The organism is Salipiger sp. HF18 (assembly GCF_011806505.1).
Classification (GTDB): domain Bacteria; phylum Pseudomonadota; class Alphaproteobacteria; order Rhodobacterales; family Rhodobacteraceae; genus Salipiger; species Salipiger thiooxidans.
This window is the reverse complement of the sequence record NZ_JAATOS010000101.1, coordinates 1-12,120: the sequence shown is the minus strand read 5'-3', so window position 1 is coordinate 12,120 and position 12,120 is coordinate 1. Positions and strand designations below refer to the sequence as shown.

The 12,120-nt window shown below is 65.7% G+C and carries 9 protein-coding genes and 1 pseudogene; 7 read left to right on the top strand and 3 right to left on the bottom strand.

What is annotated here, in order from left to right; genetic code table 11:
• Positions 1–36 precede the first annotated feature (36 nt).
• Complete coding sequence (locus HC022_RS11130) at positions 37–1,473, bottom strand: Glu/Leu/Phe/Val dehydrogenase (protein WP_167452469.1); 1,437 nt, start codon at positions 1,471–1,473, stop codon at positions 37–39.
• A 378-nt stretch (positions 1,474–1,851) separates the two neighbouring features.
• On the opposite strand from HC022_RS11130, the gene HC022_RS11125 reads away from it, so the two are divergent.
• Together HC022_RS11125 and HC022_RS29120 are read left to right on the top strand one after the other, a co-directional pair.
• Positions 1,852–3,255 carry a pilus assembly protein TadG-related protein gene (locus HC022_RS11125; protein ID WP_368484652.1) on the top strand — a complete coding sequence of 468 codons (1,404 nt, stop codon included), beginning with the start codon at positions 1,852–1,854 and terminating at the stop codon, positions 3,253–3,255.
• Entirely contained in the window at positions 3,252–4,319 is a 1,068-nt protein-coding gene (locus HC022_RS29120; RefSeq protein WP_167452467.1) for a TadE/TadG family type IV pilus assembly protein, read from the top strand. The genes HC022_RS11125 and HC022_RS29120 overlap by 4 nt, the downstream gene beginning before the upstream one ends.
• A gap of 82 nt (positions 4,320–4,401) precedes the next feature.
• Here HC022_RS29120 and HC022_RS11115 read toward each other — a convergent pair whose 3' ends face one another.
• Positions 4,402–4,896: a hypothetical protein gene (locus tag HC022_RS11115; protein ID WP_089958534.1), complete on the bottom strand. Its 495-nt coding sequence runs from the start codon at positions 4,894–4,896 to the stop codon at positions 4,402–4,404.
• Positions 4,897–4,915: 19 nt separating this feature from the next.
• On the bottom strand, positions 4,916–5,749 hold the full coding sequence (locus tag HC022_RS11110; RefSeq protein ID WP_167452466.1) for a prephenate dehydratase: 834 nt from the start codon (positions 5,747–5,749) through the stop codon (positions 4,916–4,918).
• A gap of 138 nt (positions 5,750–5,887) precedes the next feature.
• Here HC022_RS11110 and HC022_RS11105 point away from each other — a divergent pair, with 138 nt between their 5' ends.
• The 5 genes and pseudogenes from HC022_RS11105 to HC022_RS11085 all read left to right on the top strand — a co-directional run.
• On the top strand, positions 5,888–6,400 hold the full coding sequence (locus tag HC022_RS11105) for a cytochrome c family protein (protein ID WP_008882938.1): 513 nt from the start codon (positions 5,888–5,890) through the stop codon (positions 6,398–6,400).
• 195 nt (positions 6,401–6,595) lie between these two features.
• Positions 6,596–8,485: an extracellular solute-binding protein gene (locus HC022_RS11100; protein ID WP_167452465.1), complete on the top strand. Its 1,890-nt coding sequence runs from the start codon at positions 6,596–6,598 to the stop codon at positions 8,483–8,485.
• A gap of 6 nt (positions 8,486–8,491) precedes the next feature.
• Positions 8,492–9,516 (top strand): annotated as a pseudogene (locus tag HC022_RS11095) (microcin C ABC transporter permease YejB).
• A gap of 3 nt (positions 9,517–9,519) precedes the next feature.
• Positions 9,520–10,740 (top strand): ABC transporter permease, encoded by a 1,221-nt coding sequence (locus tag HC022_RS11090; RefSeq protein ID WP_254885051.1) that lies wholly within the window; start codon positions 9,520–9,522, stop codon positions 10,738–10,740.
• Positions 10,737–12,120: ABC transporter ATP-binding protein (locus HC022_RS11085; RefSeq protein WP_167452464.1), on the top strand; the 1,384-nt coding region annotated here is incomplete at its 3' end. The genes HC022_RS11090 and HC022_RS11085, both read left to right, overlap by 4 nt.

Genomic DNA, 12,120 nt, shown 5'->3' with positions numbered 1-12,120 from the left:
GGCACGGATGTCACGCCATGCCGGGGGCTGTCGGGATCACAAGCCCTTGGCCCGGTACGACCGCGCCACCCGGTCGATCGCCACGATGAACCCTGCGGTGCGCAGGTCGGTGACGTCGTCGCGCCCGTGCCAGACCTCGCGCATCGACTGGTAGGCGATGCGCATGGTGTCATCGAGGCCCGAGCGGACGAGCTCGAGCTCGTCCGCGCCGCGCAGGTACTTCTCCTTGAAGCTCGGCGTCAGGCTCCAGGCATCTCCCAGCATGAGGTCGAGCCGCTGCAGCTCGTCGACCACGAGCTGGTGCCGCGCCTCTTCCTGCCGTCGCTGCATCCGGCCGAAGCGGATGTGGCTGAGGTTCTTGACCCACTCGAAGTAGCTGACCGTGACGCCGCCCGCGTTGGCATAGAGGTCGGGGATGATGACCTTGCCACGCGTCCGCAGGATGTCGTCCGCGCCCGCCGTGATCGGGCCGTTGGCGGCCTCGAGGATCAGCTTGGCCTGGATGTCGTGGGCGTTGGAGAGGTTGATCACCCCCTCGAGCGCGGCGGGGATGAGGATGTCGCATTCCGCCGCCAGCACCGCCGCACCGTCCGCGACGCTGTTGGCGTCGGGATAGCCGGTAATGCCGCCGTGGCGCACCAGCCATTCGTGCACCCGCCCGACGTCGAGCCCCTTGGGATCGTAGAGCGCGCCGTCGCGCTCGATGATGCCGGTGATCAGCGCGCCATCCTCTTCCGACAGGAACCGCGCCGCGTGGTAGCCCACGTTGCCGAGCCCCTGCACGATCACCCGCTTGCCGTCGAGCCCGCCCGAAAGCTCGGCCTTCGCCACGTCCTCGGGGTGGCGGAAGAACTCGCGCAGCGCGTATTGCACGCCGCGCCCGGTGGCCTCGACCCGCCCGGCGATGCCGCCCGCGTTGAGCGGCTTGCCGGTAACGCAGGCGCGGGCGTTGATGTCGGTGGTGTTCATGCGGGCGAACTGATCGGCGATCCACGCCATCTCGCGCTCGCCGGTGCCCATGTCGGGGGCCGGCACGTTCTGGCTGGGGTTGATCAGGTCGCGCTTGATGAGCTCGTAGGCGAAACGCCGGGTGATGAGCTCGAGCTCGTGCTCGTCATACTCGCGCGGGTCGATGCAGAGCCCGCCCTTGGAGCCGCCGAACGGCGCCTCGACCAGCGCGCACTTGTAGGTCATCAGCGCGGCCAGCGCCTCGACCTCGTCCTGGTCGACCGCGGCCGAGTAGCGGATGCCGCCCTTGACCGGCTCCATGTGCTCGGAATGCACGGCGCGGTAGCCGGTGAAGGTGTGGATCTGGCCGCGCAGACGCACCCCGAACCGCACGGTGTAGGTGGCGTTGCAGACCCGGATCTTCTGTTCGAGACTGGGCGGCAGATCCATCAGCGCCGCGGCGCGGTTGAACATCAGATCGACGCTCTGCCGGAACGTCGGTTCGTTGAGCGGGGCTGCGCACATGGTCTCTCTCCTCCTACCATGGCGGACCGGCCTGCCCTCTTCGGGGCGATGTGCCGGGCCTTTCGCGTTAACCCTAGACCGGCAGATTCCACGGCGAAATCCCTTTTTCGCCAGATTTGCCCGGATAGAAAAAGGCTTCGTTAGGAATACCGCCCCCAATTGTCCCCCGGCGCGAAACAGAGCCGCCCGGAACGCCAGCTTTGTCCCCCATAACCTTCTGAAGTTTAAGAATTTTCCGTCAAATCCGCCCTAATCTGGCCATCTTGGATCGGCATATCATGCCCATCGCAACGTGTATCGGTGGGGATTTCCGGGCGCACCCCCGGGAAGGAAGGAATCGGGATGAGACGAGAACGTTCTGCATTCTGGAGCGGCAGCTTGCCGCGGCCCGCCACCAGCGCCACCGCGCTGGCGACCCGTGCCCCCCGCTTCGCCGGGGACGAGAGCGGCAGCATGACCTACATGGCGGTCGTGCTGTCAATGATGATGATGATCTTCGGCGGCCTCGGCATCGACATGATCTATGCCGAGCTGCAGCGCACCAAGGTCCAGAACACGCTCGACCGCGCTGTTCTGGCCGCCGCCGACCTCGACAACGAGCTCGAGGCGCAGGGCGTGGTCGAGGACTACATGGACAAGATGGCGCTCGCCGATGCGCTGATCTCGGTCGACGTGGACGAGGGGTTGAACTACCGCACCGTCGTCGCCGAGGGCTACAAGACCATGCCCTCGAACTTCATGCAGATTCTGGGCGTCGACAACCTGCAGGCCTACGGGCTTGCCGAGGCGACCGAGCGCATCAACAAGGTCGAGGTCTCGCTCGTGCTCGATATCTCGGGCTCGATGGACGACAACGACAAGCTTGCGAACATGCAGGACGCGGCGGGCACGTTCATCGACACCCTGCTCGCGGAGGGCAACGAGGACCTCGTGTCGATCTCGCTGGTGCCCTACTCCGAGCATGTCAACGCCGGTCCCGAGATCCTGAGCTATCTCAGCGTGAACTGGAAGCACGGCTATTCGCACTGCATCGAGATGCCGAACAGCGTCTTCGGATCGGCTGCGCTCGATTTCTCACGCACCTACGAGCAGATGCAGCACTACCAGTGGAACTACGACGGCTACAACAACACGCTGAGCGACACGGTCTGCCCGCGCTACGGCTACGAGCGGCTCCAGGCCTGGAGCCATGACGCGAGCGCGCTGAAGGCGCAGGTCAACCAGCTTCAGCCGCGGGCCGGCACCTCGATCTTCATGGGCATGAAGTGGGGCACCGCGCTGCTCGACCCGTCGACCCGCCCCATCGCCAGCGGCATGATCGCGCGCGGTTCGGTGGACCAGGTGTTCGAGGGCCGCCCGGTGGCCTATGACGACACCGACGTGCTCAAGACCGTGGTGCTGATGACCGATGGCCAGCACGACCGCTCCTACCGGATCCAGGACTGGGCCTACAATTCCGAGTCCGAATACGCGCACTGGAACCGCTACAACCTCTGGTATTACCTGAGCCGCTACGTGAACTCCTACGAGCGCAGCAGCTTCTACTACCAGAAGTACAACGCCGACCTCGGCGACGCGCTGCTCGGCAGCATCTGCAACGCCGCCAAGGCGCAGGGCATCATCATCTGGTCCGTCGGCTTCGAGGTCGAGGACCGCGGCGCGGACGTAATGGAAAGCTGCGCCTCCTCCCCCGCGCATTTCTTCCGGGTGGAAGGGGTCGAGATCACCGAGGCCTTCTCGACCATCGCCCACACGCTCAACCAGCTGAGGCTCACCCAATGATCGGTTTCCTCAAGAACGCCCTGCGTCGCTTCCGCGACGACGACGAGGGCTCGGCGGTCATTCCCTTCGCCCTCTGGACCCCGCTCATGGTCGGCATGGCCCTGTCGGCCATCGAGATGGGCGCCCTCACCGTCCGCCAGACCGCGCTCGAACGCGCGCTCGACCAGACCGTCCGCGAGGTCAAGCTCGGGACCGGTGCCAGCTACTCGCACGAGGAACTGAAGCTGAAGATCTGCGACCAGGCGCCCGTGCTCGGCAACTGCGAGGAGATGCTGCATCTCGAGATGATCGGTCTCGACATGCGCGACTGGGAACCGCCCTCGTCGCAGGCGGATTGCGTCGACACCGCGATGGACGTGACGCCGCAGCGCAGCTTCGTGCACGGCAAGCAGCACGAGACCATGCTGCTGCGCGCCTGCTACAGGTACAAGCAGGTCAGCCCCCCTTCGTATCTGGGCTTCATTCTCGAGAAGGACACGAAGACGGTGAACCAGAAGGCCAACTACGCCATCGGCGACATGGTCTCGCGCGAGACCGAGGTGCTCGAGGACGAGTATTTCGACAACACCTTCAAGCTGCTCGGCGTGCTGACCCGCAACCCGGTCCTGCCGGACGAGCTTACCGGGCTCTTCCCCGCCGACCTGCGCATCACGGTGGTGTCCTACAAGGAGGCCAACGACAAGTTCGACGTCGAGTGGTCAGTGGCGCGTGGCGACTACCCCGCGCTCGAGACGCAGGACCTCAACAACTACACCGAGCGCCTGCCGAACATCGCGAATGGCGCCGAGCTGATCCTCGTGGAGACGTGGGAGGACTACAATCCGGTGTTCCGCGTCGGGCTCGCCCCGCTCGAGATCCGCACCTACAGCTTCACCCACCCCCGCTACGCGCCGCAGGTGCTCTATGCAGGGGCGATGGGCGAAAACAACGGCTGGGGCAACGGCGACCAGGACGCGCCGGGCAGCTCGCTCTGCACCAACAACGCCGAAAACGCCACGGATTGCACCAACGAGGATGGCTCGAACAACGTGGAGCCGAACGGCAAGTCGAAGAGCAAGGGCTGAGGCCCGACGCCCCGGGAAAGCAAAACTGGGAAATCAAAACCGGCAAAGCAAAACGGCCGCGCAGTTCAGCGCGGCCGTTTCGTCATTCCGGCAGGCCCATCCCATCGCGGCGGGCGACCAGCATCGCCAGCGCATCGGCCATTGGCTTGGTGTCGCGCCCGGCGGTGACCCCGCCGACGGCAACGCGGCGCCCCATGCGCCACCAGAGCCCCGGCTGCCACGCCCGGGCGCCGGGCTCCTTGAGCTGCACGAGGAAGCCGTTCGAGGGTTTCATCGCGAACATCGAGCGGTCGACCTTGGCGATGTCCTCGATCCGCGCCAGCACCGTGCCGGTGCTGTCCATCAGCGCGTCCTCGGTCAGCCAGAGTTCGCGCCCGGTCGAGCGCCACATCATCTGCGCCATCCACAGCGCGCCCACGCCCATCACCAGCAGGAAGCCCTGCCACGCAAGCTCGGCCGGCGGCTCGGCCACCAGCAGCCAGAGCAGCAGCAGCCCGAGAACCGCCAAGGTGCCCACGCCGACGACGCGGCGCGCGCCGGTTGCGCTGACCCGCGCGATGATCCTGCTTTCGTCCATTCCTGCCCCTCCGCGGGCGTCAGTCCCGGCGCGGATCGCGCGGGTAGACGCCCAGTATCTCAAGCTTTTCGGTGAAGTAATCGAGCTCTTCCAGCGCGCGCTGCACCGGTGCGTCATCCGGGTGGCCCTCGATGTCGGCGTAGAACTGCGTCGCCGTGAACGAGCCGCCGACCATGTAGCTTTCCAGCTTGGTCATGTTGACGCCGTTGGTGGCAAACCCGCCCATCGCCTTGTAGAGCGCCGCCGGGATGTTGCGGACCTGGAAGATGAAGGTCGTCATCATGCCGTGCTCGCCGCGTCGGCTGAGATCGGGCTCCTCACCCATGATGAGGAATCGCGTGGTGTTGTGCGCGTGGTCCTCGATGTGCCGTGCGAGGATATTGAGCCCGTAGGTCTCTGCGGCGAGATCCGACGCCAGCACCCCCACCTCGCGATGCTGCATCCGCGACAGCTCGGCCGCGGCACCCGCGCTGTCGGCGGCCGCCTCGCCCTTGATGCCGTATTTCGCAAGGAAGCTCGCCGCCTGCGGGATCAGCACCAGGTGCGCGCGCACCTTGCGCAGATCCTCGAGCGCCACGCCTGGCAGCGCCATCAGGCTGATGTGCACCCGCACGAAGGCCTCGTCCACGATGCGCAGACCGCTCGCCGGCAGCAGCCGGTGGATGTCGGCGACGCGCCCGTAGGTGGTGTTCTCGACCGGCAGCATCGCCAGCTGGGCCTCACCTGAGCGCACTGCCTCGATGACCTGCTCGAAGGTGTTGCAGGGAAGTGCTTCCATGTCCGGACGCGCGTCGCGGCAGGCTTCGTGCGAATAGGCACCCAGTTCCCCCTGGAAAGCGATGCGGTTGGTCATTGGCAATTCCATTCATTATTTTGGCCGACAACGGGGTATGCGCGTTTGGTCGCGGCTTCTATACCTTGCCAGAAAGCATTGGAAGCCGTAGAAATCCGGGCGACGGAGTTCGAGGGATATCAGGGGGAAACGGCTTACATGCTGGACACCATGACGATTACCAAGGCGGTCGGCGGCGGTTGCGGAGCACTGCTGGTCTACCTTCTGGGCAGCTGGGTCGGGGACGGCCTCTACAGCATGGGCGGCGGCCACGGCGAAGAGCACGCGGCGGCCTATGTCATCGAGGTCGAGGAATCCGGCGGCGGCGGCGAAGAACCAGAAATGGACTTCGAGACGCTGATGGCGTCTGCCGACGCGGGTGCAGGCGAGAAGGTGTTCGGCAAGTGCCGCGCCTGCCACAAGGTCGACGGCTCGAACGCCACCGGCCCGCATCTCGACGGCGTCGTGGGCCGCGACATCGACTCGGTTTCCGGCTTCAACTACTCGGGTGCGCTCGAGCAGGTCGGCGACGTGTGGACGCCCGAGAACCTGTTCCACTTCCTCGAGAATCCCAAGGGCGCCGCGCCGGGCACGGCCATGAGCTTTGCCGGCCTGAAAAAGCCCCAGGACCGGGTGAACCTGATCGCCTATCTGGACAGCCTCGGCGGCTGACCGCCGTTGGGGACCGGAGTGCAGGGCCGCGGGCAACCGTGGCCCTTTTCGATTCCGGCGGCGGCCATATCTCTGAGGATCGCGGGGCGCTCACGTAAACTCTAGCAAACTTCGCTTGAATGTGTCGCCCGCGCGACCTTAGCTTAAGGCACCAGGCGAAAAGAGCCACCAGAGCCGCCACACAGGGGAGACCTCATGATCCGGACGACGACGTGCGCCGCCACATCCCGACCTGCCCGCTTCCTCGGATCAGCGTTCTTCGCTCTCAGTCTCGCCCTCGCCTCTCCCGGCCTTGCGCAGGACGGCGACAGCATCATCACCTCGCACGGGGTTTCGTCCTTCGGCGAGCTCAAGTACCCCGCCGGCTTCACCCATTTCGACTACGTGAACCCGGATGCGCCCAAGGGCGGCGAGATGTCGACCTGGGCCTTCGGCACCTTCGACAGCCTCACCCCCTACATCCTCAAGGGCAACGCCGCGGCCCTGTCCTCGGTGTTCTACGACAGCCTGCTGACCGGCACGCTGGACGAGCCCGACGCCATGTACGGCCTGCTGGCCGAAAGCGTCGAGTACCCCGAAAACCGCGAGTGGATCATCTTCCACATGCGCCCCGAGGCCACCTTCCGCGACGGTACGCCGGTCACCGCGGAAGATGTCGTTTTCTCGTTCAACGTGCTGGTGGAAAAGGGTTTGCCGGCGTTGCGGGTGCAGTTCAACGACATCCAGAAGGCCGAGGCGCTCGACGAGCACACGGTGAAGTTCACCTTCAACCCGGACGGGCCGCTGCGCGAGCTGCTGATGACGGCGGGCGGTCTGCCCGTGTTTTCAAAGGTCTATTACGAGACCCGTGACTTTGCCGAGAGCAGCCTTGAGCCGCCGATGGGCTCGGGCGCCTACGAGCTGCTGTCGGTCAAACCGGGCCGCTCGGTGGCCTACAAGCGCCGCGACGACTACTGGGCCAAGGATCTTCCGGTGAATGTCGGCAAGAACAATTTCGACATTCTGCGCATCGAGTACTTTGCCGACTACAGCACCGCCTTCGAGGCTTTCAAAGGTGGCGCCTACACTTACCGCGAGGAATACCAGTCGCGCATCTGGGCCACGAGTTACAATTTTCCTGCAATCGAGGAAGGCACCGTGAAGGTCGAGACCCTGCCCGACGGCCGCCCCGCCGGAACCCAGGGCTTCTGGTTCAACCTGCGCCGTGACAAGTTCCAGGACCCGCGCGTCCGCGAGGCCATCGGCATGGCCTTCAACTTCCAATGGTCGAACGAGAGCCTGTTCTACGGCCTCTACGACCGCACCGACAGCTTCTGGGAAAACTCCGAGACCCTGCAGGCCAGCGGCATGCCCTCCGAGGCCGAGCTCGAGCTGCTCGAGCCGATCCGCGAGTTCATCCCCGAGACCGTGTTCACCGAAGAGGCCTTCGTGCCCGCGGAATCGAGCCCGACCGAGCTTGCCGACCGCCGCTCGCTGCGCAGCGCCGGGCGGCTTCTGTCCGGTGCCGGCTGGGAGGTCGGCGAAGACGGCTACCGCTACAAGGACGGCAAGCGCCTGACCGTCGAGGTGCTGAACGACAGCCCCTCCTTCGACCGGATCATCAATCCCTACATCGAGAACCTGAAGCGGCTCGGGATCGAGGCAAGCGCCAACCGCGTCGACGCCGCCGAGGCGCAGGAGCGCGAGAAGAACTTCGAGTACGACGTGGTGACGCAACGCTTCGCAATGAGCCAGACGCCGGGCGACGAGCTGCGCTCGATCTTTGGCTCGGACACCGCCGAGGTGCCCGGATCCGCCAATATCGCGGGCCTCAGCAACGAGGGCGTCGACACGCTGATCGACAAGATCGCCAACGCCAAGAGCCGCGAGGAGCTGACCACCGCCGTGCACGCGCTCGACCGGGTGCTTCGCGCCATGCACATCTGGGTGCCGCAATGGTACAAGGGCGTGCACCACATCGCCTTCATCGACGTCTATGACCGTCCCTACACCGACACCCCGCCGCCCTACGGGCTCGGCGAGATGTCGATCTGGTGGTGGGACGAGGAGAAGGCCGAAGCCCTCCGCGCCAAGGGAGCGCTGTAAGCCTCCATGGGCGCCTATATCCTAAGACGACTGCTGCTCATCATTCCCACGCTGCTGGGGATCATGGTCATCAACTTCACACTCGTGCAATTCGTGCCTGGCGGGCCGATCGAGCAGATCATTGCCCAGGTCCAGGGCCAGGGCGACGTGTTCGAGGGCTTCGCGGGCGGCGGCGGCGAGGCCGCCTCGGGCAGCGGTGGCGGCAGCGACCAGTATGCCGGTGCGCGCGGCCTGCCGCCCGACTTCATCGCGGAGCTCGAGCGCGAGTTCGGCTTCGACAAGCCGCCGCTGGAACGCTTCCTCAACATGCTCTGGAACTACATGCGGCTCGACTTCGGCGAGAGCTATTTCCGCTCGATCAGCGTCATCGACCTGGTGATGGAGAAGATGCCGGTGTCGATTTCGCTCGGGCTGTGGTCGACGCTGATCGCCTACGTGATCTCGATCCCGCTCGGCATCCGCAAGGCGGTCAAGGACGGCTCCGCCTTCGACACCTGGACCAGCGGCGCCATCATCGTGGCCTATGCGATTCCGGGCTTCCTCTTCGCCATCCTGCTGCTGGTGCTCTTCGCCGGTGGCTCCTACTGGCAGATCTTCCCGCTCAGGGGGCTGACCTCTGATAACTGGGCGCAGCTGTCCTGGCCGATGAAGATCGTCGACTACTTCTGGCACATCGCCCTGCCCGTCCTCGCCTCGACCATCTCGGCCTTCGCGACGCTGACGCTGCTCACCAAGAACAGCTTCCTCGACGAGATCAAGAAGCACTACGTGATGACCGCCCGCGCCAAGGGCCTGACCGAGGCCCGCGTCCTCTATGGCCACATCTTCCGCAACGCCATGCTGATCGTCATCGCGGGCTTCCCGGCGGTGTTCATCGGCGTGTTCTTCTCGGGGAGCCTGATCATCGAGACCATCTTCTCGCTCGACGGGCTGGGACGGCTCGGCTGATCGGGCTCGTGGTCGGGATCATCTCGGATCTGATGTACGTGCTGGTCGATCCGCGCATCGACTTCGAAAAGCGGGAGGGCTGAGCGATGAGCTACGAACCCGATCCCGCTCGCAGCGATGACGGGCGCGAGATGCCCGCAGTCCCCCGCCCCCAGCCCGAACCGGGCGTTGCGGTGGTGCCGCAGCCGAAACCCGGCCGCTTCGCCCTGTCGCCGCTGAACCAGCGGCGCTGGCGCAACTTCCGCCGCAACGGCAGGGCCTACTGGTCGCTGGTGATCTTCACCGTGCTCTTCACCCTGTCGCTGTTCGCCGAGTTCATCGCCAACGACAAGCCGATCCTCGTCAACTACCGCGGCGAGTACCGGATGCCGATCTTCTCGTTCTACCCGGAAACCGCCTATGGCGGCGACTTCCGCACCGAGGCGGTCTACCGCGACCCCGAGGTTCAGTGCCTCGTGAAGACCGGCGGGCTCGAGGAGTGTTTCGACGACCCTGAAGGCCTGATCGAGGCGGTGGACGCGGGCGAAGCGCTCGGCGGCGACTTCCAGAAGGGCTGGATGATCTGGCCGCCGATCCCCTACAGCTTCAACACCCCCGTCGACCGTCCCGGCGCGGCACCGCTGCCGCCCAACGGCCAGAACTGGCTGGGCACCGACGACACCAAGCGCGACGTGGCGGCGCGGGTGCTCTACGGCTTCCGCCTGTCGATCCTCTTCACCCTGATCGTGACCGTCTGCGCCTCGCTCATCGGCATCGTCGCAGGCGCCCTGCAGGGTTATTTCGGCGGCTGGCTCGACCTCATCTTCCAGCGCGTGATCGAGATCTGGTCGGCCACGCCCGCGCTCTACGTGATCATCATCCTCTTCGCGATTCTCGGCCGAAGTTTCTGGCTTCTGGTGATCCTCACCGTGGCCTTCGGCTGGACAGCGCTGGTGGGCGTGGTGCGGGCCGAGTTCCTGCGCGCCCGGAACCTCGAATACGTGCGCGCCGCCAAGGCGCTGGGGGTGGGCAACGTGACCATCATGTTCCGCCACATGCTGCCCAACGCCATGGTGGCGACGCTGACCATGTTGCCCTTCATCGTGACCGGCACGATCTCGACGCTGGCCGGCCTCGACTTCCTCGGTTTCGGCCTGCCCTCCTCGGCGCCGTCGCTGGGCGAGCTCACGCTGCAGGCCAAGCAGAACCTGCAGGCGCCATGGCTGGCCTTTACCGCCTTCACCGTCTTCGCGCTGATGCTCTCCCTGCTGGTCTTCATCTTCGAAGGCGTGCGCGATGCCTTCGACCCGAGGAAGACCTTCTCATGACCACGATTCTCGAGGTGAAGAACCTTGCGGTGACCTTCCGCCAGGACGGCAAGGACACCCGAGCGGTCAAGGGCGTCTCCTTCGATCTGAAAAAGGGCGAGACGGTGGCGCTGGTGGGCGAATCCGGCTCGGGCAAGTCGGTGACCGCGCTGTCCACGGTGTCGCTGCTGGGCGACGCCGCGCGGGTCGAGGGCTCGGTCACCTACAAGGGGCAGGAGATGATCGGCGCCCCGGACACGCTGCTGCGCAAGGTGCGCGGCAACGACATCAGCTTCATCTTCCAGGAGCCGATGACTTCGCTCAACCCGCTGCACACGCTGGAAAAGCAGCTGGGCGAAAGCATCGCGCTGCACCAGGGCCTCGTCGGTGACGCGGCGCGGGCGCGGATCATCGACCTGCTGAACAAGGTGGGCATCCGCGACCCCGAGAGCCGGCTCTCGGCCTATCCGCACCAGCTTTCGGGCGGGCAGCGGCAGCGGGTGATGATCGCAATGGCGCTTGCCAACGGCCCCGACCTGCTGATCGCCGACGAGCCGACCACCGCGCTCGACGTGACGATCCAGGCGCAGATCCTCGAGCTTCTCGCCGAGCTCAAGGAGGCCGAGGACATGAGCCTGCTCTTCATCACCCACGACCTCAACATCGTGCGCAAGTTCGCCGACCGGGTCTGCGTGATGAAGAACGGCGAGATCGTCGAGCACGGCCGCACCGCCGAGATCTTCGGCAATCCGCAGCACCCCTACACGAGGATGCTGATCTCGGCCGAAAGCACCGGACGCCCCGACCCGGTCCAGCCTGGCGCCGAAGAGATCGCGCGGGCCGACAACCTCAAGATCTGGTTCCCGATCCACAAGGGCTTTCTCAAGAAGACCGTCGGCTACGTGAAGGCGGTGAACGACGCGAGCTTCGCCGTCCGCGCCGGCGAGACCGTGGGCATCGTGGGCGAATCCGGCTCTGGCAAGACGACGCTGGCGCTTGCGGTCATGCGGCTGATCCACTCCGAGGGCGGCATCACCTATCGCGGGCAGGACGTGCGCGGCTGGTCGACGCGGCAGCTGCGGCGGCTGCGCTCGGAGATGCAGATCGTCTTCCAGGACCCATTCGGGTCGCTCTCGCCCCGGATGACCTGCGAACAGATAATCGCCGAGGGGCTGGGGGTGCACGGCTCGCCCGACGGCAAGCCCGCCGCCGCGGCGGTGGAAGAGGTGATGCGCGAGGTCGGGCTCGACCCCGCCACCAAGCACCGCTACCCGCACGAGTTCTCGGGCGGCCAGCGCCAGCGCATCGCCATCGCGCGTGCCATGGTGCTGCGGCCCCGGCTGGTGGTGCTCGACGAGCCGACCTCGGCGCTCGACATGACGGTACAGGTGCAGATCGTCG

Excerpts from the sequence above, each read along its gene's own strand:
- HC022_RS11130 (WP_167452469.1), bottom strand. The coding sequence starts at position 1,473 with ATGTGCGCAGCCCCGCTCAACGAACCGACGTTCCGGCAGAGCGTCGAT.
- HC022_RS29120 (WP_167452467.1), top strand. The coding sequence starts at position 3,252 with ATGATCGGTTTCCTCAAGAACGCCCTGCGTCGCTTCCGCGACGACGAC.
- HC022_RS11115 (WP_089958534.1), bottom strand. The coding sequence starts at position 4,896 with ATGGACGAAAGCAGGATCATCGCGCGGGTCAGCGCAACCGGCGCGCGC.
- HC022_RS11110 (WP_167452466.1), bottom strand. The coding sequence starts at position 5,749 with ATGACCAACCGCATCGCTTTCCAGGGGGAACTGGGTGCCTATTCGCAC.
- HC022_RS11105 (WP_008882938.1), top strand. The coding sequence starts at position 5,888 with ATGCTGGACACCATGACGATTACCAAGGCGGTCGGCGGCGGTTGCGGA.
- HC022_RS11100 (WP_167452465.1), top strand. The coding sequence starts at position 6,596 with ATGATCCGGACGACGACGTGCGCCGCCACATCCCGACCTGCCCGCTTC.
- HC022_RS11090 (WP_254885051.1), top strand. The coding sequence starts at position 9,520 with ATGAGCTACGAACCCGATCCCGCTCGCAGCGATGACGGGCGCGAGATG.